The sequence below is a fragment of the Clostridium sp. LIBA-8841 genome, from assembly GCF_034439435.1.
Lineage (GTDB): Bacteria > Bacillota > Clostridia > Clostridiales > Clostridiaceae > Sarcina.
This window is the reverse complement of sequence record NZ_JAPCKJ010000005.1, coordinates 142,568-163,068: the sequence shown is the minus strand read 5'-3', so window position 1 is coordinate 163,068 and position 20,501 is coordinate 142,568. Positions and strand designations below refer to the sequence as shown.

Below are 20,501 nucleotides of genomic sequence, written 5' to 3'. Positions count from 1 at the left end.
CCGAGTTCATGATATGTACATTGTATAATCGTAAATGTAAGGTAGCTAAGAGAGCTGCCTAATAAAAAGAAACTTAAAAATAGAATTTACATATAAAGATTAAAAAAATGGAGGAATGAATAATGAGTATGTTTTGTTTTCAATGTCAAGAAACTGCAGGATGCAAAGGTTGTACTGTAAGAGGTGTTTGTGGAAAAACTGAAGATGTAGCGAAAATACAAGATCTTTTAATTTTTGTTACTAAAGGTTTAGCTACTGTAGCTAATGAAGGAAGAAAAGTAGGAATAGTAGATAATAAAGTAAATAGAATGATAATAGATAACTTATTTATTACTATTACTAATGCAAACTTTGACTTTAAAGCAATAGAAAAAAGAGTTAAAGATACTTTAGCGGCAAGAGAAGAGTTAAAAGAAAGAGTGCAAGCTAAAGGTGGAAATCCAGTAGGAGCAGACTTTAAAGGATGTGCAACTTGGACAGCTACAACTAGCGAAGAAATGATAGCAAAAGCTTCAGAAGTAGGAGTATTAGCTACAGAAAACGAAGATATAAGAAGCTTAAGAGAGCTTATAATGTATGGATTAAAAGGATTAGCTGCATATATGGAGCACGCTATGAACTTAGGACATGATAAAGAAGAAGTTCATGCATTCATGGCAGAAACTTTAGTTAAAATATTAGATGATTCATTAAGTGCAGATGAATTAACTGCTTTAGCTTTAGAAACAGGTAAATTTGGTGTTGATGGAATGGCATTATTAGATGAAGCTAACACTTCAACTTATGGTCATCCAGAAATAACAAAAGTTAATATAGGAGTTAGAAATAACCCAGGAATATTAATATCAGGACATGACTTAAAAGACTTAGAAATGTTATTAGAACAAACTGAAGGAACTGGAGTAGATGTTTATACTCATGGTGAAATGTTACCAGGACACTACTATCCAAAATTCAAAAAGTATGCTCATTTTGCAGGAAACTATGGTAATGCATGGTGGTTACAAAATAAAGAGTTTGCATCATTCAATGGACCTATATTAATGACTACAAACTGTATAACACCAGTTCAAGATTCATATAGAGGAAGAATATTCACAACAGGGGCTGTAGGATATGAAGGATGTACTCATATAACAGCTGATGAAAATGGACATAAAGATTTCTCACAAATAATAGAGTTAGCTAAAACTTGCAAAGCTCCAACAGAAATAGAAACAGGAGAAATCGTAGGGGGATTTGCTCATAACCAAGTTCTTGCTTTAGCAGACCAAGTAGTAGATGCTGTTAAATCAGGAGCAATAAGAAGATTCTTCGTAATGGCTGGATGTGACGGAAGAGCTAAATCAAGAGATTACTATAGAGAATTCGCTGAAAAATTACCAAAAGACACTGTTATCTTAACAGCTGGATGTGCTAAATATAAATATAATAAGTTACCACTTGGAGATATAAATGGAATTCCAAGAGTTTTAGATGCAGGACAATGTAATGACTCATATTCATTAGTTGTAATAGCTTTAAAACTTGCTGAAGTATTTGGAACAAGTAGTGTAAATGAATTACCAATAAGCTACAACATAGCATGGTATGAACAAAAAGCTGTAATAGTATTACTATCATTATTACACTTAGGAGTTAAAAACATTCATTTAGGACCAACTCTACCAGCATTCTTATCACCAAATGTAGCTAAAGTTTTAGTTGAAAACTTTGGTATTGGTGGAATCACAAACGTAGAAGATGATATGAAGATGTTCCTAGGAGAATAGTTAAGAAGAAAATATATAGATTTGATATTTAACATTAGTTAAATTAATAAAGAATAAAGACTAACATACATATGCTAGTCTTTATTTTTATTACTTGAGTTATTATTTGAATTATTGTTTGAATTATTATTTGAATTATTATTTGAATTATTGTTTGATTTAGCTTTTAAGCTATCAAAATAGGAAAAGCTAGCAGAATATACTACTATGTTAGAACCTAGAGCAATAAAAAAGTTACCTAAAACATTGAGTTGATCAGCATTATATTTAGTAGAGAAATCTTTAGCTATTAGAATACAAAGAGCATTAAGTTGATCAGGAGATAAGTTAAAGAGTTCCATGTAATATACTCCTAAATTTTTCTATATAACTATTATATAAAAAAAATCCCTTATTGATATCAATAAGGGATTTTAATTTATAGTTTAAAGCTATATTTGAGTTGCATGAAGTATAAAATATATTAAAAAGATTGCTGATATAACGTACATAGGGATTGAAACGTCTTTATACTTCTTTGTTGCTAACTTACAAATAGGATAAGCTATAAATCCAAAAGCAATACCATCAACTATACTAAATGTTAAAGGTATTATAGTTAAGGTAATGAATGAAGGGAATGATTCTGTAAAGTCTTCAAAGTTTATTGAAACTATATTTTGAATCATTAATCCTCCGATTATTATTAATACTGGTGCTATTGCTGCGTTTGGAATAAGTGATATAACTGGTATAAAGAAGATTGATATTAAGAATAATAATCCTGCAAATATAGCAGTTAAACCTGTTTTACCACCAGCAGCTATTCCAGCACTACCTTCTACAGTTGAAACTGAAGGACTAGTACCGCAAATACCACAAATTATAGTGGTAAAAGCAACAGCATTAAGAGCCTTTTGTCTTTTACTAGGTTGTTTTAACATACCATCAATTTGTCCATGAAGTAATCCTATATTCTCAAATACTAAAACCAAAGTTAGTGAGAATGTTGCAACCCAGAATGTAACTGAAGATATTTCACTAAAATCAGCTGACATAAAGACTTCTTTGTATTCATTGAAATTAGGTAGTGAAAATTGGAAGCTTGATAAATCAACGATTCCAAATAATATTGATATTACAGTTCCAGATAAAATTCCTATTAAGAATGAACCTGGTACATTTTTTATAAATAAAATTAGCATTATTATCATAGTTATGAAGAAAACAATAACTTCTTTAGATGAAATATCACCTAATGCAACAAGTGTTGAACTGCTTCCTACTACTAGACCAGCTTTTTGTAATCCTAAGAAAGTAATAAAAATACCAATTCCAACAGTTATTGCTTCTTTCAATGAGTTCGGTATTGAGCTAGTTAGAATTTCTGCTAAAGGTGTAACCGCTACCACAATGAACAATAATCCAGCTACTATAACAGATGCTAGAGCTTGTTGGAAAGTAAGACCCATAGTAGTTACTATGGTATATGTAAATAGTGCATTAATCCCCATACCAGGCATTATAATAAGTGGAGCATTACTTAGTAGTGCAACTAGTACACATCCAATTAATGTTGCTAAAACTGTAGCTATTATAAGAGGTTCAACAGGGACACCTCCATCACTAAGTATGCTAGCATTTACTACAATTATATAAACTGCAGCAAAAAATGAGGTAAGACCAGCAAGTAATTCTGTTCTTATATTTGTTTCATGTTCTTTAAGTTTAAAAAAGTTTTTCATCCTTTCTCCTTTTCAAAAAAATAGCGCCCTCACCCTCCCACATCATAGATGCAAGTGTTATTATATCATATGTTAAACGTTTAATAAAGTTTTTTAAAATAAAGGTTTACAGAAAAAACTTGACAATTTAGTAAAAAACATAATAATTGTTTTATTAAGGATTTTTTAGAGGGGAATTTTTTATGAAAAAAACAGTTTTAATAACAGGAGCAACTAGTGGAATTGGATATAAATTTTCTAAGATATTCATAGAAAATGGATATAATGCAATTTTAGTAGGAAGAAATTTAGAAAAATTAAGAGAATTACAAGAGTTCTCAGTGAAAAAATCTGTAAGTGCTTACATATATAAGGCTGATCTTAGTCTTAATGAGAGCATAGATAGTTTATATAAAAAAATAAAAGATGATGTAGGAAGAGTGGATATACTAATTAATAATGCTGGTATAGGATTCAATGGAGAATTTAATGAAATAGATTGGCAAAAGCAATTAGATGTAATAAACGTAAATATTATAAGTTTAACAAAATTAACGAAATTGTTTTTAAAGGATATGATAGATCAAGGAAGTGGAAAAATCTTAAATGTTGCCTCTACAGGAGCATATCAACCAGGTCCTTTAATATCTGTTTATTATGCAAGTAAGGCATATGTTTTATCCTTTTCAGAAGCTCTTAGAGAAGAAGTTAAAGATAAAGGTGTTGATGTGATTACATTGTGTCCAGGAGCAACAAAAACTAGCTTTTCAAAGAGAGCAGGAAAAGGAGATTTAGATGTGGCAATGAGTGCCGAGGAAGTTGCTGAAATAGGATATAAAGCTTTAATGAAAAATAAAGCTATATGTATTCCAGGTTTTATGAATAAAATATTAGTTTTCTTATCTAAGGTTTCACCTATAACTTTAAATGCAAAAATCGTTAAGAAAATACAAAGTAAAGCTATAAGTAAAAAATAATTGAGAATAATAAGCTTATAAATAATTGAGTTAAAGTTAAATGTTATATTAAGGAGGAAATTATTTATGAGTAATGAAAATTTATTCCCAAGACAATTCCCAATTCAAAATCAAAGTGTTCATCCAGGAGTAGAAAGTGATATGAATCCTCTACCTATATATGAGTTGCCTGAATATATAAATGATGGAAAAAGGCTTAAAAATAAGGTAGCTATAATCACTGGAGGAGATAGTGGTATAGGAAGAGCAGTAGCTTTAGCTTATGCTAGAGAAGGTGCTAAGGTTTGTATTATTTATTTAACAGATAAAGAGGATGTAGATGCAAACAAAACTAAGGAGCTTATTGAAAATATAGGAGCTGAGGTATTAGTTTTAAAGGGTGATATATCCAAAATTGAATTCTGTAATGAAAGTGTTAAAAAGGTTATTGATAAGTGGGGAAAACTAGATATATTAGTTAACAATGCTGCTGTTCAACATGATTCTAAAACGTTAGATGATATAGGACCAGAGCAGTTTGAAAATACATTTAAAGTAAATGTTTTTGGAACCTTTTATATGACTAAAGCTGCTTTAAAACATATGGAGTGTGGAGCTAGCATAATAAACACAACTTCTATTGTTGCTTATAGAGGAAATGAGACTCTTCTTGATTATTCATGTACAAAAGGCGCTTTAACAACATTAACAAGAACTCTATCATCTATGCTTGTTCCAAAAGGAATAAGGGTAAATTCAGTTGCCCCAGGACCTATATGGACACCTCTTATACCTTCAACTATGGGTGGAGGAAAGGTTGCTAACTTTGGAAGTGATTCTCCTATGGGAAGAGCTGGGCAACCAGTAGAATTAGCAGGCGCTTATGTTTTCTTAGCTTGTAATGAATCATCATATATATCAGGTATAACAATACATATAAATGGTGGAGAAATTATAAATGGGTAGTTTCACGATTTAAAATATTAGAATATAATATACTTATAATTTAAGGAAGAAAATATATTTGTAAATAAAAAGGGGGAAACCTACAAATGAGAAAAATATTGAAAGATAGTAAGAGGATAGTTGTTAAGGTTGGAACTTCTACATTAACTTATGAGAATGGAAGTACAAACTTAATGAGAATAGAGAAGTTATCTAGGGTAATTTCTGATATATGCAACATGGGAAAAGAAGTTGTTCTTGTTTCATCAGGAGCTATTGGGGTTGGAGTTGGAAAGCTTAGACTTGAGAAAAAACCAGAAAGTATAAGAGAAAAACAGGCTGTTGCGGCTGTTGGACAATGTGCTTTAATGCATATATATAATAAGTTTTTTGGGGAGTATAGTCACGTTGTGGCACAAGTTCTTTTAACTAGAGATGTATTAGAGAATGAAAGAATGAAAAATAACGTATGTAATACCTTTGACACTCTATTAGAAAAAGGAATAATACCAATAGTTAATGAAAATGATGCTATTTCAATTGATGAAATAGAGAATATATTAAATTTTGGAGATAATGATAGTCTTTCTGCTACAGTTGCCACTTTAGTAAAAGCAGATACATTAATAATATTATCTGATATAGATGGATTCTACGATTCGGATCCAAGAAGTAATAAAGATAGCAAAATGCTTAAAGAAGTTTGTGAGATAACTCCAGAGATAGAAGAGTGTGCAGGAGGCGCTGGAAGTAATAGAGGAACAGGCGGAATGGTAACCAAGCTTTCAGCAGCTAAAGTAGCAACTAGCCAAGGAATAGATATGATTTTAGCTAATGGAGAAAATCCAGAAATATTAGTAAACATATTAAATGGTGAAGATGTAGGAACTATGTTTGTTGCTAAAAAGGGGGAATAAAGAATGAATAATGAACTTATCATAAAAGGTAAGAAAGCAAAAGAGGCTTCTTATGAACTTTCATTTGCATCTACTAATGAAAAGAATAATGGGCTATTAAAAATAAGTGAAGCATTAGTAAAAAGATGTGATGAAATATTAGAAGAAAATAAAAAAGATCTTCAAAAAGCTATTGAAAAGGGAACATCTAATGCAATGCTAGATAGATTAAAACTAGATGAGGAAAGAGTTAAATCTATAGCTAATGCTGTTGCAGATGTTGTTAAGTTAGATGATCCAATAGGAGAGGTTACATCTATGTTTAAGAGACCTAATGGGCTTAGAATAGGAGTTCAAAGGGTGCCATTAGGAGTAGTTGGAATAATATATGAGGCAAGACCTAATGTAACTGCTGATGCTGCTGCTTTATGCTTAAAAACAGGGAATGCTGTTATTTTAAGAGGGGGTAGCGAGGCTATAAATTCTAATTTAAAGATAGTTGAAATTATAAGTGATGCTTTAAAGGAAGCTGGACTTCCTGAAGGAGCTGTACAAATATTAGAAGATACTTCAAGAGAAACTGCTACAGATTTCATGAGATTAAATGATTATTTAGATGTTTTAATTCCAAGAGGAGGAGCAGGGCTTATAAAGGCTGTAGTAAATAATGCTACTGTTCCAGTAATCGAAACTGGAGTTGGAAACTGTCATATATATATAGATGATGAAGCTGATATAGATATGGGAGTAGACATAATTATTAACGCAAAAACATCAAGACCTGCTGTATGTAATGCTGCAGAAAAATTATTAGTTAATGAAAAAATTGCAGGGAAATTCTTACCATTAGCAATAAAAGCTTTAAGAGAAAAAGGTGTTGAAATAAGAGGTTGTGAGAAAACTAAAGCAATCGTTAAGGATATAAACATGGCAACTGAAGAGGATTGGGGAAAAGAATATCTAGATTATATTCTTGGTGTTAAGATTGTTAAAAATTTAGATGAAGCTATTGATCATATAAATAAATATGGAACAAAACATTCAGAGTCAATAGTAACTAAGAACTATTTTAATTCAGAAAAATTCCTTCAAAGAGTTGATGCGGCTGCGGTATATGTGAATGCTTCAACAAGATTTACGGATGGTGGAGAATTTGGATTTGGGGCTGAAATTGGGATAAGTACACAAAAGCTACATGCTAGAGGACCAATGGGACTTAAGGAATTAACAACAAGTAAGTATATAATTTATGGAAATGGACAAATTAGGTAAGTTAAAAAAGGGCTTTTTAAATTAAAGCCCTTTTGTTTTATAAAATCAATAATTTTTACTAAATAATTAACTTTTAAATATTGTATAATATTTATAAATATTTTTTTGTAAAAATTAATATACGATGATAATAATTATTTAATGGTGTAAAAGCTTTTAAATTTTAAAGTTATAATTTTTTAAATTGGAGGCTTTAGATGAGAAAAATCGATGATGTTTTAAAAGCGGTTATTTTACTCGAAGGAAAAGAAGATAAGGGAGTAACGGCAAGTGAAGTTGGAGAATACCTAAACTTAGATAGAGCAAATGTAAGTAGGTATTTAAATAAGTTATACAAGGAAAATAAAATAAAAAAAATAGAAGGAAGACCTGTACTTTATAAGGTTGGAAAAGAAGAGGAAAAAATTGAGCAAGATATTAAGATTATCGAGAATGACAAAGAGCCTCATGAAGAAAGATTAGGCATTGAAGTTGAGAATAGCTTAGATAATTTAGTCGGAGCAAACCAATCATTACAAATACCTATACAACAAGCAAAGGCAGCTATACTTTATCCACCTTCAGGATTACACACATTAATTTTAGGAGAAACAGGTGTTGGTAAATCTATGTTTGCAGAAGCTATGTATTTTTTTGCAAAGGAATCACATGTATTAAATGAGAATTCTCCATTTGTAAGATTTAACTGTGCAGATTATGCAGATAATCCTCAGTTAGTTATAGCACAGATATTTGGTGTTAAGAAAGGTGCATTTACTGGGGCCGACAGGGATAAAGATGGACTGCTAAAAAAGGCTGATGGCGGTATTTTATTTTTAGATGAAATACACAGACTTTCTCCACAGGGGCAAGAGATGTTATTTACATTCATAGATAAAGGTGTTTTTAGACCTTTAGGTGAAACAGAAAAGCAAGAAGAAGTTAGAGTTCAAATAATAGCGGCAACTACAGAAGATCCTAAATCATACTTATTACAGACATTTACTAGAAGAATTCCTATGACAATAGTTTTACCACCATTAAGAGAAAGAACTATTGAGGAAAGATACGATTTATTAGAAGAGTTTATAAAGTCAGAATCTCTAAGATTGAAGGAAAGTATATATATAAATAAAAATGCATTAATTTCTTTCTTATTATATGATTGTCCAAATAATATAGGACAATTAAAGAGTGATATTCAATTATCATGTGCAAAAGCATTTTTAAATTATAAATTTAATAAGAAGAAATATATAATAATAGAGCAATCGGATCTTCAATCTATAGTTAAAAAAGGAATAATGAAACTTAAGGAAAATAGAGATGAAATAAACAGACTTTTTGATGGTGTTGAAGATGTATTACGCTTTTCCTATAAGGAGAATTTAAATAATAAAAATTTAAGTGGTGAAAAGAAGGAAGACGGAGAATCTTTTTATGAAACTATAGAAAATAAAATAGATAGTTTAAAAGGTAAAGGTGTTAAAGAAGAAGAAATAACAGATATTTTAAATGTTGATATAGAAGAGTATTTCAGAAAATATATGAAAAACCTAAAAGGAAACTTCAGAAAAGATGAAATACTAAAGATCGTTGATAGCAGAATTGTTGATATTGTTGAAAAAATATTAGCTTATGCTTCAGAGAAGTTAGGCAGAGAATATGATGATAAGGTTTATTATGGACTAGCACTTCATCTTCAAGGAAGTATAGAGCGTATAATAAATGGAAATAAGATTTATCACCCGAAACTTAATAGTATAAGAGCCGAATATAATAGAGAATTCATTATTGCTATGAATGCCGTTAAAATGATTGAAGATGAATTTGGAGTACAAGTATCTTTAGATGAAATAGGATATATAACAATGTTCTTAGCAGCTGATTCAGATACTGTTAACAAAAAGGATAATCGTAAAGTTGGAGTTTTAGTAATAATGCATGGAGCAAGTACTGCTAGTTCTATGGCGGAAGTTGCTAATACATTAATTGGAGAACAGCATGTTGAAGCTTTAGATATGCCTTTATCTATGAAAGCAGAGGATATGTTTGAAAATGTGAAAAAGAAGACTAAAGAGATTGATAGAGGTAAAGGTGTTTTAATTTTAGCTGATATGGGTTCTTTGGTTAATTTTGGTGAAATTTTAAAAGAAGAATTAAATATTAAGATTAAAACTGTAGATATGGTAAGTACACTTTCTGTAATAGAAGCAGGAAGAAAAGCCTTAAGTGGAAGAGATTTAGAATCAATATATCAATCATGTGTAGATATAAATAAATATGGTGTAAGAAGCGATAGAAAAGAAGAAGAGGAGGATAAGAAAGAAATAGCTATAGTTACAACTTGTTTTACAGGAGAAGGATCAGCTGAAAGGTTAAAGAAAATAATAGGTGAAAAACTTCATAATATAGATAATGTAAATATAATTTCTTTAGATATTTTAGATAAGGAAAAATTCTTCAAAAAGTTACAGAGTGTAAGAAGAGATTATATTGTAGCAGCTATAGTTGGAACTGTTAATATGTTTGTTGAAGATATTCCATTTATATCTGCGGCTGAAGTATTTACTGAAAAGGGTATAGAAAGATTAGATGGTATAGTTGATAGAGAGAGCGATTTTAATAAAATATGTGAATCTTTAAAAACACAAATTAAAGGAGTTAACTGCTATAATTTAGTCAATGATATAAGAACATTTATAAATAATGTAGAGAATAGTTTAGATATGAAAGTTGAACCAGCTGCAGAAATAGGAATTTTAATGCATGTTTCTTTCTTAGTTGATAAGTTAAGAAATAAAGGTAAAGAAACAATGTTTAATGGTTTAAATGAATATAGAGCTAAACACAATAAAGATTTCATTATGGTAAAGAGAGCATTAAAAATAATAGAAGTTGATTACAATATAAATATAGGTGACGATGAAATTGCTTATATAGTTAAGATGATTTTAAATAATAGAGTATAAAATTTAGTTAGTGTGCTAAATTTAAAAAAGTGTGTATAGTGTGTACACACTTTTTTTTATGTGTTAAACTATCTAAAAATGGCTTAAATACTAGCTTTTATAATATTTTTTTAATTTAAAAATAACACAGAAAAGTTGGCATGATAATTGCTTTAATATATAGCATAAGATAAAAATAAATTAAAAAAATAATTAATAATAGATTAAGTTGTTTATTACAAGGAGGAATTCATTATGAAAAAAATATTATTAGTATGTTCAGCAGGTATGTCAACAAGTTTATTAGTAAGCAAAATGCAAGAAGCTGCAAAAGCTAAAGGTATAGAATGTGAAATAGATGCAGTTGCAGAAGCAGAAGCTAAAAATAGAATTGATGAAATCGATGTATTATTATTAGGACCACAAGTTAGATTCTTATTATCAAAATTCCAAGGATTATTAGCTCCTAAAGGAGTTCCAGTAGAAGTTATAGATACAATAGCTTATGGTACTATGAACGGTGAAAAGGTATTAAACAGAGCTTTAGAAATCGCAAAATAGTATAAAAAGATTAACGTATAAAATATTAGGTTATTGATGAATAGAAAGACGGGAATTTAAGGCAAAAGGAAGTGTGAAAATGGAAGAAATAATTATGAATTTAATAATACACAGTGGAGAAGCTAGAAGCTATGCTATGGAGGCTATGCAACTTGCTAAAACTGGAGATATAGAGGGTGCTAAAAACCTAATAGAAAAATCAGCTGTTCAATTAGGTGAAGCTCATAAATCACAAACAGCTCTAATCCAAGGTGAGGCTGGTGGAGAAAAAGCAGAAATATCAATGCTATTAATTCATGCACAAGACCACTTAATGACTACTATGACATTAAAGGATTTAGCAAATGAGATAGTTGATTTATATCAAAAAATAGAAGAAAAATAATTCTATTACTCACATAAATAAGCTCTAATGTTTTAGCATTAGAGCTTATTAAATATATTCATAAGGAGGGAGTTTCAATGGATTATATTATAGGTGTTGATGGTGGCGGAACCAAAACAGAAGCTGTTGCTTATGATTTAGAAGGAGAGGTTCTAAAAACATCATTAAAAGGATTTGCAAATCTTTTAAATGGTAAGGATGAGGCTTTAAATAATATAGTAGATTCTATAAAAGAGCTTATTGATGAATTAGGAAAAGATGAGTTAAAGGGTGTTTATCTTGGTATTGCAGGAATGGAAGTTGGAGATAACACTAAATACATATTGGATGCAGTTAAAGAAGCTTTTGATATAGAGGCATCACTTATGAATGATGGTGAATTAGCTTTAAAAGCAATGTTAAAAGGTGAAGATGGAATACTTGTAATTGCAGGTACTGGCTCAATCGTTTTTGGAATAAATAATGGGAAAGTGGCTAGGTGCGGTGGATACGGACATCTACTAGGTGATGAAGGTAGTGGATATAAAATATCTATAGATGCTTTAAAGAATATTCTTTTTGAAGAAGATAATTCTCTTGAGAAGTCAGATTTAAGTCTTGCAATAATGAAGGAATTCAATTGGGATTCTGTTGATGATATAGTTGAGTTTGTTTATTCATCATCAAAGGATGAAATAGCTAAGGTAGCTCCTATAGTATCAAAGTTTGCTGAAGCTGGAGATATATTCTCAATAGGAATATTAGAAAAAGAGGCTATTGCTTTAGCAAAAACAACACAAAATGTTTATGGAAAACTAGGTTTTGAAAAATGTTCAATAGGTCTAGTTGGCGGTGTTGTGAGAAAAAGCAAAATTATGAGAGAAACATTTGAGAAATGCTTAAAGGAGCATATAAATGTTATTGATTTTATAGATGAAAGTGTTTCAGCGGCAAAAGGCGCTTATTATATAAATTTAAAAGAAAGAAATAAATAATAGAGGAGGAGTCAAAATGAGAAGATTAGGAATATCAGTTTACCCAAGTCATAGTCCAATAAATGAAATTGTTGATTATATACATTTAGCAGGAAAATATGGATTTAAGAGAATATTTACTTGTCTTATATCAGCAAGTGATAAAAGTACTGAAGAAGTTATAGAAGAGTTTAAAATAATGTTAAAGGCAGCCAATGAAGAGGGTATGGAAGTAATTGCTGACTTAGATCCAACAGTATTTAAAAGTTTAAATGCTTCAATAAATGATTTAAAAGTATTTAAGGATATGGGATTAAGTGGAATAAGACTAGATATGGGATTCAGTGGACAAGAAGAAGCTTTAATGACATACAATAAGTATGGTTTAAAAATAGAGCTTAACATGAGTAATGGAACTAAATATGTAGATAATATAATGTCATACATGCCAAATAAGGAGAACTTATATGGATGTCATAATTTTTATCCTCATGTTTATACAGGACTTGAATACAATCATTTTATAAAATGTTCAGAACAGTTTAAAGAGTTTGGATTAAAGACTGCAGCTTTTGTTAATTCACCAAGTGCAGACCATGGTCCATGGCCAGTTTCAGAAGGATTATGTACTTTAGAAGAACATAGAAATCTTCCAATAGAAGTTCAAGCTAAGCATCTTTTTGCAACTGGATTAATTGATGATGTAATAATAGCTAATGCTTTTGCATCAGAAGAAGAATTAAAAGCATTAAGCGAAATAAATAAAGAGATGATAACTTTAGATGTTGAACTTGTTTCAGATATACCAGAAATAGAAAGAAAAATAGTATTGGAGGAACCTCATTTTAATAGAGGAGATGTTTCTGCTTATATGATAAGGTCAACTCAAAGTAGAGTTAAATATAAAGTTCATAGTTTCCCACCATTCAACACTCCAGATATAAGAAGAGGAGATATTTTAATTGATTCTGATTTATATACTAGATATGCTGGTGAACTTCAAGTGGCACTTAAGGATATGAAGAATGCTGGAAAAACTAATGTAGTAGGTAGAATTAAAGAAGATGAGATATTCTTATTAGATTATATAAAACCATGGATGACATTTGGTTTTAGATTAAAAAAATAGTTTCCCCAATAATTGTATTATTCCTAATATAGAGAAGTGTATTAAAGTTTTTTAATACACTTCTTTTTAATTTAACTATATAGATAGAAAGTTTTATTAATAATTAGAATATAAGTTTATTTAAATTTGAATTAAGATATATGAATTTTAAATAATTAAATTAATTTTTATAGTTATTATTACTTAAAATTGATTAAATTCCAAATACTAGTGTAAAAATACTAGAATTAATGCACAGAATATAAGAAATTACTACAAATGACTATGTGTGTAAAGGTTTTTTGCACAGAAAAAAGTTAGTGTGTAATCAATTTCTATTAAAAATTCTAGTAAAAATGAGGATTAAGGTGATTTTTAAATTATTTCAGTTTTGGCACGATAATTGCTTTAATAATTAGTGTAGTCAAAAGAGAAAAATAAGGAGGTTTAGGAGAAATGAAGGATGGTTTAAAAATTGTAACTATTGGCGGTGGATCAAGTTACACTCCTGAATTAGTAGAAGGTTTTATAAAAAGATACGATGAACTACCTATAAGAGAATTATGGTTAGTTGACATAGAAGAAGGTAAGGAAAAGCTAGAGACAGTTGGTAATTTAGCAAAGAGAATGGTTGAAAAAGCTGGAGTACCAATGGAGATACATTTAACTTTAAATAGAAGAGAAGCGTTAAAGGATGCAGATTTTGTAACTACTCAAATGAGGGTAGGATTACTAGATGCAAGAATAAAAGATGAAAGAATTCCATTAAGTCATGGAGTTATTGGACAAGAAACTAACGGTGCTGGTGGATTATTTAAAGCACTAAGAACTATCCCAGTTATCTTAAATATAGATAAGGATATGGCAGAGCTTTGTCCTAATGCTTGGATGATAAATTTCACAAATCCAGCAGGAATGGTAACTGAAGCTTTAATAAGATATGGAAGAAACAAAAAGGTTATTGGTTTATGTAATGTACCAATAGGAATGGAAAAAGCAGCTGCAAAGGTTTTAGGTGTAGAACATGATAGATTAAGAATGAACTTTGCAGGACTTAATCACATGGTATTTGGAACTGATGTATTTGTTGATGGAGAAAAAGTTACTGATAAGCTTATAGATGCATTAGCAAATGGTGAAATAGGACAAATAGTTAAAAACATTTCAGATTTCTCATGGAATCAAGATTTTATAAGAGGTTTAGGTGTTATGCCTTGTCCATATCACAAATACTACTATCAAAGTTCAAAAATGCTTGAAGATGAATTAAAAGAATTTTCAAAAGGTGAAACTAGAGCAGAAGTTGTTAAGAGAGTTGAAGACGATTTATTTGCTCTTTATAGAGATCCAGAATTAAATATTAAACCACCTCAATTAGAAAAAAGAGGAGGAGCTTACTATAGTGATGCAGCTTGTAGATTAATACATTCAATTTATAATGATAAATGTGATATACAACCTGTAGATATTAGAAATAATGGCGCTATAGAGGGAATTGATGATGATTCAGCAGTAGAGGTTTCATGTTTAATAACTAAAGATGGTCCAAAGCCATTAGCAGTTGGAAAATTACCTGTAGCCGTAAATGGATTAGTACAAGAAATTAAGAGCTTCGAAAGATTAGCAGTGGAAGCAGCTGTAGAAGGAAACTATGAAAAGGCTGTACTTGCTTTAACAATTAATCCATTAGTAAGATCTGATGAATTAGCAAAAACTTTAGTAGATGAGTTATTAGAAGCTCATAAAGATTATTTACCACAATTTAAAGATCATTTTGAAAAGTAATTAAGTAATATTCTAAGCCATCTAGGATTTTAGAAATTATTATAAATTTTTGTAGATGGCTTGGATTAAATAAAAAGGAGGAATTATACATGAAGAAGTTTTTTGAATTTATGGAAAAATACTTTGTTCCTGTTGCCGCTAAAATAGGTGGTCAAAGACACTTAGTTGCAATCCGTGATGGTTTCGTAACTATCACTCCACTAGTTATAGCAGGATCATTCGCAGTATTAATAAACAACTTAGGTTTTGAATGGTATCAAAACTTTATGAACTCTTTCTTACCGGCTAACTGGAAGGATTTCGGAGGATCAATTTGGAATGCATCATTCGGAATAATGTCACTTTTAGTAGTATGTACAATATCATATCACTTAGCTAGATCATATGATAAAGATGGTATGGCTTCAGCTATGGTATCTTTAGGATCATTGATTATACTTTACACATTTAATCCAGATGGCGCTATGCCAATGACTTATTTAGGTGGATCAGGATTATTCGTAGCAATTATCGTTGCAATCGTTGCAACTGAAATATTTACTAGATTACTTGGAAATCCAAAGCTAGTTATTAAGATGCCAAATGGTGTTCCACCAGCAGTAGCTAAATCATTTGCAGCTTTATTCCCATCAATCATAGTATTAGTAATAGCTGCAGCTGTTAAGTATATCTTTGTTGGATTTGGAATAAATAACATTCATGAATCATTATTCATGCTAATACAAGCACCTTTACAAGGAGCACTTTCAAGTTATCCAGGATTAATGATATTAGTATTCTTCCAACAATTATTATGGTTCTTTGGATTACACGGTTCAAACATCTTAGCACCAGTTATAAACGCTGTATTATTACCTTTAACAGAGGCTAATATGCATGCTGCTGCTCAAGGTTTAACTCCAGAATTCATAGTAAACAGCCAATTCTTAGATTCATATGTAAATATGGGTGGATCAGGAACAACTATAGCATTATTAATAGCTATATTCTTAGTAGGTAGAAAGAGTAAGACTCAAATGATGATAGCAAAACTTGGTGCAGCACCAGGATGCTTCAACATCAACGAACCAGTTATATTTGGTATGCCTTTAGTATTAAATCCAATATACTTCATACCATTCGTAATTGCACCAATGGTTACAGGTTCAATTGCTTACTTCTTAACAGCTATAGGTTTTGTTCCTAAGGTAACAATCATGGCTAACTGGACAATGCCACCAGTATTTGGAGCATTCTTATCAACTAACTCATTAATGGGTGCATTAACAGCACTTATTTGTATAGCAGTAGCAGTATTAATTTACATTCCATTTGTAATGATTGCTACAAGAGAAGAGTTAAAATTAGAACAAGCACAAAACAACTAATTCAAATATAAGAAAAAGCACTTTGATTTTAATCAAGGTGCTTTTTTATTTTTAGAATAAGAGTATTATTTATATTTAATAATCTATTATATTTTTGATAAACTAAATTTAAAATGATTCTTAGAAAAGTTTTGATTTTTAGGATATTTTAAAATAAAAATCAGTTCAATATCAATTACGATTATTAATTTTGGAGGCAAATTATGAGGTTAAATAAAGAATTTTTTAATAGAGATACACTAATAGTAGCAAAAGAATTACTAGGAAAGATTTTAGTTAGAAAGATTGACGGAGTTATATTAAAGGGGAAAATTGTTGAAACTGAGGCTTATATAGGAGCTATAGACAAGGCTTCTCATGCTTATGGAGGTAGGAGAACTAATAGAACAGAGACACTTTATGAGGAGCCTGGAACTTCTTATGTATATTCTATATATGGTATGTATTATTGCTTAAATTTAATAAGTGAAGAAAAAGATGTAGCAGCAGGGGTTCTTATTAGAGGAATTGAGCCTTTAGAGGGAATTGAAGAAATGAGTAAGTTAAGATATAAAAAAACTTATGAAGAACTATCAAATTATGAAAAAAAGAATTTTTCTAATGGACCATCAAAATTATGTATGGCTTTAGGAATAGATAAGAGGGATAACTGCATAAATACTATTAGTAGCGAAGAACTTTATGTTGAAGAAGATTCCTCAAATAAAGAAGTATTTTCTATTGTTGAATCTAAAAGAATAGGAATAGATTATGCTGAGGAGGCAAAAGATTTTTTATGGAGATTTTATATTAAGGATAATAAATTTATATCTAAGAAATAATAATTAAATTTGATTTTTATCTTTGATTTAAGTTTTAACAAAAAGGCATCTACGCTATAATATTAAAATATTTATGGGGGAATTTTTATGGGGATAAAAGATGCTAATAAGCAATATATAAAATTTGATACTTCTGTTCAGGTTCTTAAATATGAGGTTTTAAAAAGGATAGCAGAAAAAGAATTTGATGGTGTTTTAGAAAAAGAAAAACTTAATATAGCTAAGGAAATAGTCGATGATTTAAAACCTAATGTAAGATGTTGTATATATAAAGAGAGAGCCATAGTTGAGGAGAGAATGAAGCTTGCTCTTGGTGGACATAAGAATAGAGAAAATATGATTGAAGTTATAGATATAGCTTGTGATGAGTGTCCTGTTAATAGATTTATAGTAACTGATGCATGTAGAGGATGTTTAGCAAAGAAATGTAGAGATAACTGTAACTTTGGAGCCATAAGCTTTGATAATAGAAGGTGTAAAATAGATTATGAAAAATGTAAAGAATGTGGAAAATGCAAGGAGGTTTGTCCTTATAATGCTATAGCAGAGGTTAAAAGACCATGTATGAGGGCGTGTATTCCTAAAGCTTTATCATACGATGTTGATAGTAAAAAGGCTGTTATAGACGATTCTAAGTGTATTCAGTGTGGCGCCTGTGTTGTAGACTGTCCTTTTGGTGCTATAATGGATAAATCTTATTTAGTTGATGTTATAAGATTATTGAAAAGCAAAGAAAAAACTTATGCTATTGTTGCACCGGCTATATCATCTCAGTTTAATCATAATAAAATTGGTAAGGTGATTACGGCTATAAAGAAATTAGGATTTAATGATGTTTTTGAAGCTGCCTTAGGAGCAGATTTGGTAGCGGTAAATGAATGTAATGAGTTTAAAGAAAAGGGGCAAGTTGAATTTATGACAACTAGTTGTTGTCCAGCATTTGTGTCTTATATAGAAAAAGACTATCCAGAACTTAAAGAATGTATATCTACAACTGTATCTCCCATGGTTGCTATGGCAAGGTTAGTAAAATCACAAAATAAAGATGCGAAAACTGTATTTATAGGGCCATGTATTGCAAAAAAGATGGAAGCTACTAGAAAAGACGTAGATGGAGATGTAGATTATGTTTTGACTTTTGAAGAGTTATTGGCTTTACTTGATTCTAGAAATATAAAAATAGATGAGTGTGAGGAGAGTGAAACAAAAAATGGCTCTTTTTATGGGAGACTTTTTGCTAGAAGTGGAGGTGTTACTGAGTCAGTTAAACATCTTATAGATAGTGAAGGTATGGATATTAATTTTAGACCAATAATAGGTGATGGAATCAAGGATTGTGATATGAAACTTAGACTTGCTAAACTAAAGAGAGCACAAGGGAATTTCCTTGAAGGAATGGCTTGTAAAGGTGGATGTATAAATGGACCAGGATCTTTAAACCATGATATGAAAAATAGTAAAGAAGTAGATAAATATAGTCAATTGTCATCCTTTGAAAAAATAAAGGATACATTAGCTGATATTAAGTTTGAGGATTTAAATCTGGAAAAAAACAAATAAAATATTAGAATACAATTGAGGCAAATATTAAAAATAAAAAAGCCTTTACTTAGATAAGTTTTAATAACTATAAGGAGTTTACTCTTATATTTAAGATGTAAGAGTAAATAAAATCCTTTTAGTTTTAAAATTAGTGAGTAAAGGCTTTTAAAATTTGAATAATAAAATTTAATTGCTTGAAATAAAATAAAGATAACTTGAATGAATTCTATTAAGATCTTATTTAGAAACAAACAAAAGAATCAATTCTCCTTAAATCAACACCAAAGAAGACCCATCTGAATCCAGCCCATCTCCAACCAGAAACTGATCTTCTATCAACTCTAGTCAAATAAGCCCAGTAACTACGACCATTATTTTGCCAAATATAAGTAAATCTAAATAGACAATTTCTTATAGATCCTGGGCTAACAGCTTTTGTAGCTCCGCCTCCACTACTAAATGTTGCGTGTTGAACTCCAGCATCTTGTTTAGATGGTATATGAGATGGTGGTGGTCCCAGTGGTGAAGGAGATTGAGGATTTTGCCAATTAGTAGGTGCAGGTAACATGTTTGCTACATAGCTTACAGGTGCACTGTGGACAAAATCATGTCCCATATCTTTTATTGCGTAAGGTAAATCCTGAACTACTGCAGGGATATTGGCAATATTGTCTGGTATATCCTTAACAGCTGGAGGAATTATTGAAAATTTTGAATTTGATTCACTTTCTCTAGCTCTATAATCTTCAATATAATTATAATTAGATTCATAATCAGGGCTATAATCTTCAATATAATTATAATTAAACCAATAATCAGGGCTGTAATCTTCAATATAGTTATAATTAGATCTATAATCAGGGCTATAATCTTCAATATAATCATAATAATCATAATTTAATCCATAATAAGGGCTATAGTCTTCAATATAATTATAATTAGATCTATAATCAGGGTTATAATCTTCAATATAATTATTATTTATATCTCCTATGTCTACAGGACCATTATAATATCTTTCAAAAAAATCCTGACTTTCTTCTGGAAGAATTTCAAATTCACCGACTTCATCTATTTCTTCATTATCATTAAAAAACCTAATAAAATCATTTGGATAGATTATTTCCATAAGTATCTCCTATAAAATTTTTATTTAGTATTAAACTATGCTTTTTATTATATAAAGGTGAATTTTATAGAGCTTTTAGGAAAATTTAATAATCACAAAAAATGTAGAGAATTGACGAAATAATTGTAGAATTTCAATGAATTCCATTGACAAAACGCTCTATATGTATAATAATTATAATTGCTTCAATAGGACAATGAAGTAGGTATAGGTTTGAAATTAAGTTAAGGTGCTAGGTGTTTTACATCTAGCACCTTAACTTTTTGTTTGAAAATAAATTTTCTTATTAAAACTTTTTTAAAATTATTAAATATGCTTGACTATATAAATCTAATAAACTAAAATTGATAATAAGAATTTATCAATAAGATAAAAT

Annotated in this window: 17 protein-coding genes; 14 read left to right on the top strand and 3 right to left on the bottom strand. The window is 29.9% G+C overall.

Annotated elements, in window-relative coordinates; translation table 11 throughout:
• Positions 1–122: 122 nt before the first annotated feature.
• Positions 123–1,772, top strand: a complete 1,650-nt coding sequence (gene hcp / locus OIF33_RS13765) for a hydroxylamine reductase (protein ID WP_322504838.1) — start codon at positions 123–125, stop codon at positions 1,770–1,772.
• Positions 1,773–1,846: 74 nt separating this feature from the next.
• On the opposite strand, the gene OIF33_RS13760 is transcribed toward hcp, so the two are convergent.
• Positions 1,847–2,113, bottom strand: a complete 267-nt coding sequence (locus OIF33_RS13760) for a hypothetical protein (protein WP_322504837.1) — start codon at positions 2,111–2,113, stop codon at positions 1,847–1,849.
• Positions 2,114–2,203: 90 nt separating this feature from the next.
• Positions 2,204–3,496 carry an NCS2 family permease gene (locus OIF33_RS13755; RefSeq protein ID WP_322504836.1) on the bottom strand — a complete coding sequence of 431 codons (1,293 nt, stop codon included), beginning with the start codon at positions 3,494–3,496 and terminating at the stop codon, positions 2,204–2,206.
• Between the two features lie 182 nt (positions 3,497–3,678).
• Between OIF33_RS13755 and OIF33_RS13750 the strand changes: the two genes are divergently transcribed.
• The 13 genes from OIF33_RS13750 to OIF33_RS13690 all read left to right on the top strand — a co-directional run bounded on the left by OIF33_RS13750 (position 3,679) and on the right by OIF33_RS13690 (position 19,014).
• Positions 3,679–4,452, top strand: coding sequence for an SDR family oxidoreductase (locus tag OIF33_RS13750; RefSeq protein WP_322504835.1), 774 nt, complete (start codon positions 3,679–3,681; stop codon positions 4,450–4,452).
• 66 nt (positions 4,453–4,518) lie between these two features.
• Positions 4,519–5,397, top strand: coding sequence for an SDR family oxidoreductase (locus tag OIF33_RS13745; RefSeq protein WP_322504834.1), 879 nt, complete (start codon positions 4,519–4,521; stop codon positions 5,395–5,397).
• An 86-nt stretch (positions 5,398–5,483) separates the two neighbouring features.
• A complete protein-coding gene (gene proB, locus OIF33_RS13740) occupies positions 5,484–6,293 on the top strand; it encodes a glutamate 5-kinase (RefSeq protein WP_322504833.1) in 810 nt (269 codons plus the stop codon).
• A gap of 3 nt (positions 6,294–6,296) precedes the next feature.
• Positions 6,297–7,544: a glutamate-5-semialdehyde dehydrogenase gene (locus OIF33_RS13735; protein ID WP_322504832.1), complete on the top strand. Its 1,248-nt coding sequence runs from the start codon at positions 6,297–6,299 to the stop codon at positions 7,542–7,544.
• A gap of 197 nt (positions 7,545–7,741) precedes the next feature.
• The gene (locus OIF33_RS13730; RefSeq protein WP_322504831.1) at positions 7,742–10,495 is read left to right on the top strand and encodes a sigma 54-interacting transcriptional regulator; all 2,754 of its coding nucleotides are present in this window, start codon (positions 7,742–7,744) and stop codon (positions 10,493–10,495) included.
• Between the two features lie 234 nt (positions 10,496–10,729).
• A complete protein-coding gene (locus OIF33_RS13725; RefSeq protein WP_322504830.1) occupies positions 10,730–11,035 on the top strand; it encodes a PTS sugar transporter subunit IIB in 306 nt (101 codons plus the stop codon).
• Positions 11,036–11,114: 79 nt separating this feature from the next.
• Positions 11,115–11,420 carry a PTS lactose/cellobiose transporter subunit IIA gene (locus tag OIF33_RS13720; protein WP_322504829.1) on the top strand — a complete coding sequence of 102 codons (306 nt, stop codon included), beginning with the start codon at positions 11,115–11,117 and terminating at the stop codon, positions 11,418–11,420.
• 77 nt (positions 11,421–11,497) lie between these two features.
• Positions 11,498–12,394 carry an N-acetylglucosamine kinase gene (locus tag OIF33_RS13715; protein ID WP_322504828.1) on the top strand — a complete coding sequence of 299 codons (897 nt, stop codon included), beginning with the start codon at positions 11,498–11,500 and terminating at the stop codon, positions 12,392–12,394.
• A 16-nt stretch (positions 12,395–12,410) separates the two neighbouring features.
• Entirely contained in the window at positions 12,411–13,502 is a 1,092-nt protein-coding gene (locus OIF33_RS13710; protein ID WP_322504827.1) for a DUF871 domain-containing protein, read from the top strand.
• Between the two features lie 435 nt (positions 13,503–13,937).
• The gene (locus OIF33_RS13705; RefSeq protein ID WP_322504826.1) at positions 13,938–15,266 is read left to right on the top strand and encodes a 6-phospho-beta-glucosidase; all 1,329 of its coding nucleotides are present in this window, start codon (positions 13,938–13,940) and stop codon (positions 15,264–15,266) included.
• Between the two features lie 89 nt (positions 15,267–15,355).
• Positions 15,356–16,633 (top strand): PTS sugar transporter subunit IIC, encoded by a 1,278-nt coding sequence (locus OIF33_RS13700; protein ID WP_322504825.1) that lies wholly within the window; start codon positions 15,356–15,358, stop codon positions 16,631–16,633.
• Positions 16,634–16,836: 203 nt separating this feature from the next.
• Positions 16,837–17,454 (top strand): DNA-3-methyladenine glycosylase, encoded by a 618-nt coding sequence (locus OIF33_RS13695; protein WP_322504824.1) that lies wholly within the window; start codon positions 16,837–16,839, stop codon positions 17,452–17,454.
• 87 nt (positions 17,455–17,541) lie between these two features.
• Complete coding sequence (locus OIF33_RS13690) at positions 17,542–19,014, top strand: 4Fe-4S dicluster domain-containing protein (protein WP_322504823.1); 1,473 nt, start codon at positions 17,542–17,544, stop codon at positions 19,012–19,014.
• A gap of 223 nt (positions 19,015–19,237) precedes the next feature.
• Here OIF33_RS13690 and OIF33_RS13685 read toward each other — a convergent pair whose 3' ends face one another.
• Positions 19,238–20,125: a hypothetical protein gene (locus OIF33_RS13685; RefSeq protein WP_322504822.1), complete on the bottom strand. Its 888-nt coding sequence runs from the start codon at positions 20,123–20,125 to the stop codon at positions 19,238–19,240.
• Positions 20,126–20,501 lie beyond the last annotated feature (376 nt).

Bases quoted from the DNA above. Each gene is read 5' to 3' on its own strand.
- hcp (WP_322504838.1), top strand. From the start codon at position 123: ATGAGTATGTTTTGTTTTCAATGTCAAGAAACTGCAGGATGCAAAGGT.
- OIF33_RS13760 (WP_322504837.1), bottom strand. From the start codon at position 2,113: ATGGAACTCTTTAACTTATCTCCTGATCAACTTAATGCTCTTTGTATT.
- OIF33_RS13755 (WP_322504836.1), bottom strand. From the start codon at position 3,496: ATGAAAAACTTTTTTAAACTTAAAGAACATGAAACAAATATAAGAACA.
- OIF33_RS13750 (WP_322504835.1), top strand. From the start codon at position 3,679: ATGAAAAAAACAGTTTTAATAACAGGAGCAACTAGTGGAATTGGATAT.
- OIF33_RS13745 (WP_322504834.1), top strand. From the start codon at position 4,519: ATGAGTAATGAAAATTTATTCCCAAGACAATTCCCAATTCAAAATCAA.
- proB (WP_322504833.1), top strand. From the start codon at position 5,484: ATGAGAAAAATATTGAAAGATAGTAAGAGGATAGTTGTTAAGGTTGGA.
- OIF33_RS13735 (WP_322504832.1), top strand. From the start codon at position 6,297: ATGAATAATGAACTTATCATAAAAGGTAAGAAAGCAAAAGAGGCTTCT.
- OIF33_RS13730 (WP_322504831.1), top strand. From the start codon at position 7,742: ATGAGAAAAATCGATGATGTTTTAAAAGCGGTTATTTTACTCGAAGGA.
- OIF33_RS13725 (WP_322504830.1), top strand. From the start codon at position 10,730: ATGAAAAAAATATTATTAGTATGTTCAGCAGGTATGTCAACAAGTTTA.
- OIF33_RS13720 (WP_322504829.1), top strand. From the start codon at position 11,115: ATGGAAGAAATAATTATGAATTTAATAATACACAGTGGAGAAGCTAGA.
- OIF33_RS13715 (WP_322504828.1), top strand. From the start codon at position 11,498: ATGGATTATATTATAGGTGTTGATGGTGGCGGAACCAAAACAGAAGCT.
- OIF33_RS13710 (WP_322504827.1), top strand. From the start codon at position 12,411: ATGAGAAGATTAGGAATATCAGTTTACCCAAGTCATAGTCCAATAAAT.
- OIF33_RS13705 (WP_322504826.1), top strand. From the start codon at position 13,938: ATGAAGGATGGTTTAAAAATTGTAACTATTGGCGGTGGATCAAGTTAC.
- OIF33_RS13700 (WP_322504825.1), top strand. From the start codon at position 15,356: ATGAAGAAGTTTTTTGAATTTATGGAAAAATACTTTGTTCCTGTTGCC.
- OIF33_RS13695 (WP_322504824.1), top strand. From the start codon at position 16,837: ATGAGGTTAAATAAAGAATTTTTTAATAGAGATACACTAATAGTAGCA.
- OIF33_RS13690 (WP_322504823.1), top strand. From the start codon at position 17,542: ATGGGGATAAAAGATGCTAATAAGCAATATATAAAATTTGATACTTCT.
- OIF33_RS13685 (WP_322504822.1), bottom strand. From the start codon at position 20,125: ATGGAAATAATCTATCCAAATGATTTTATTAGGTTTTTTAATGATAAT.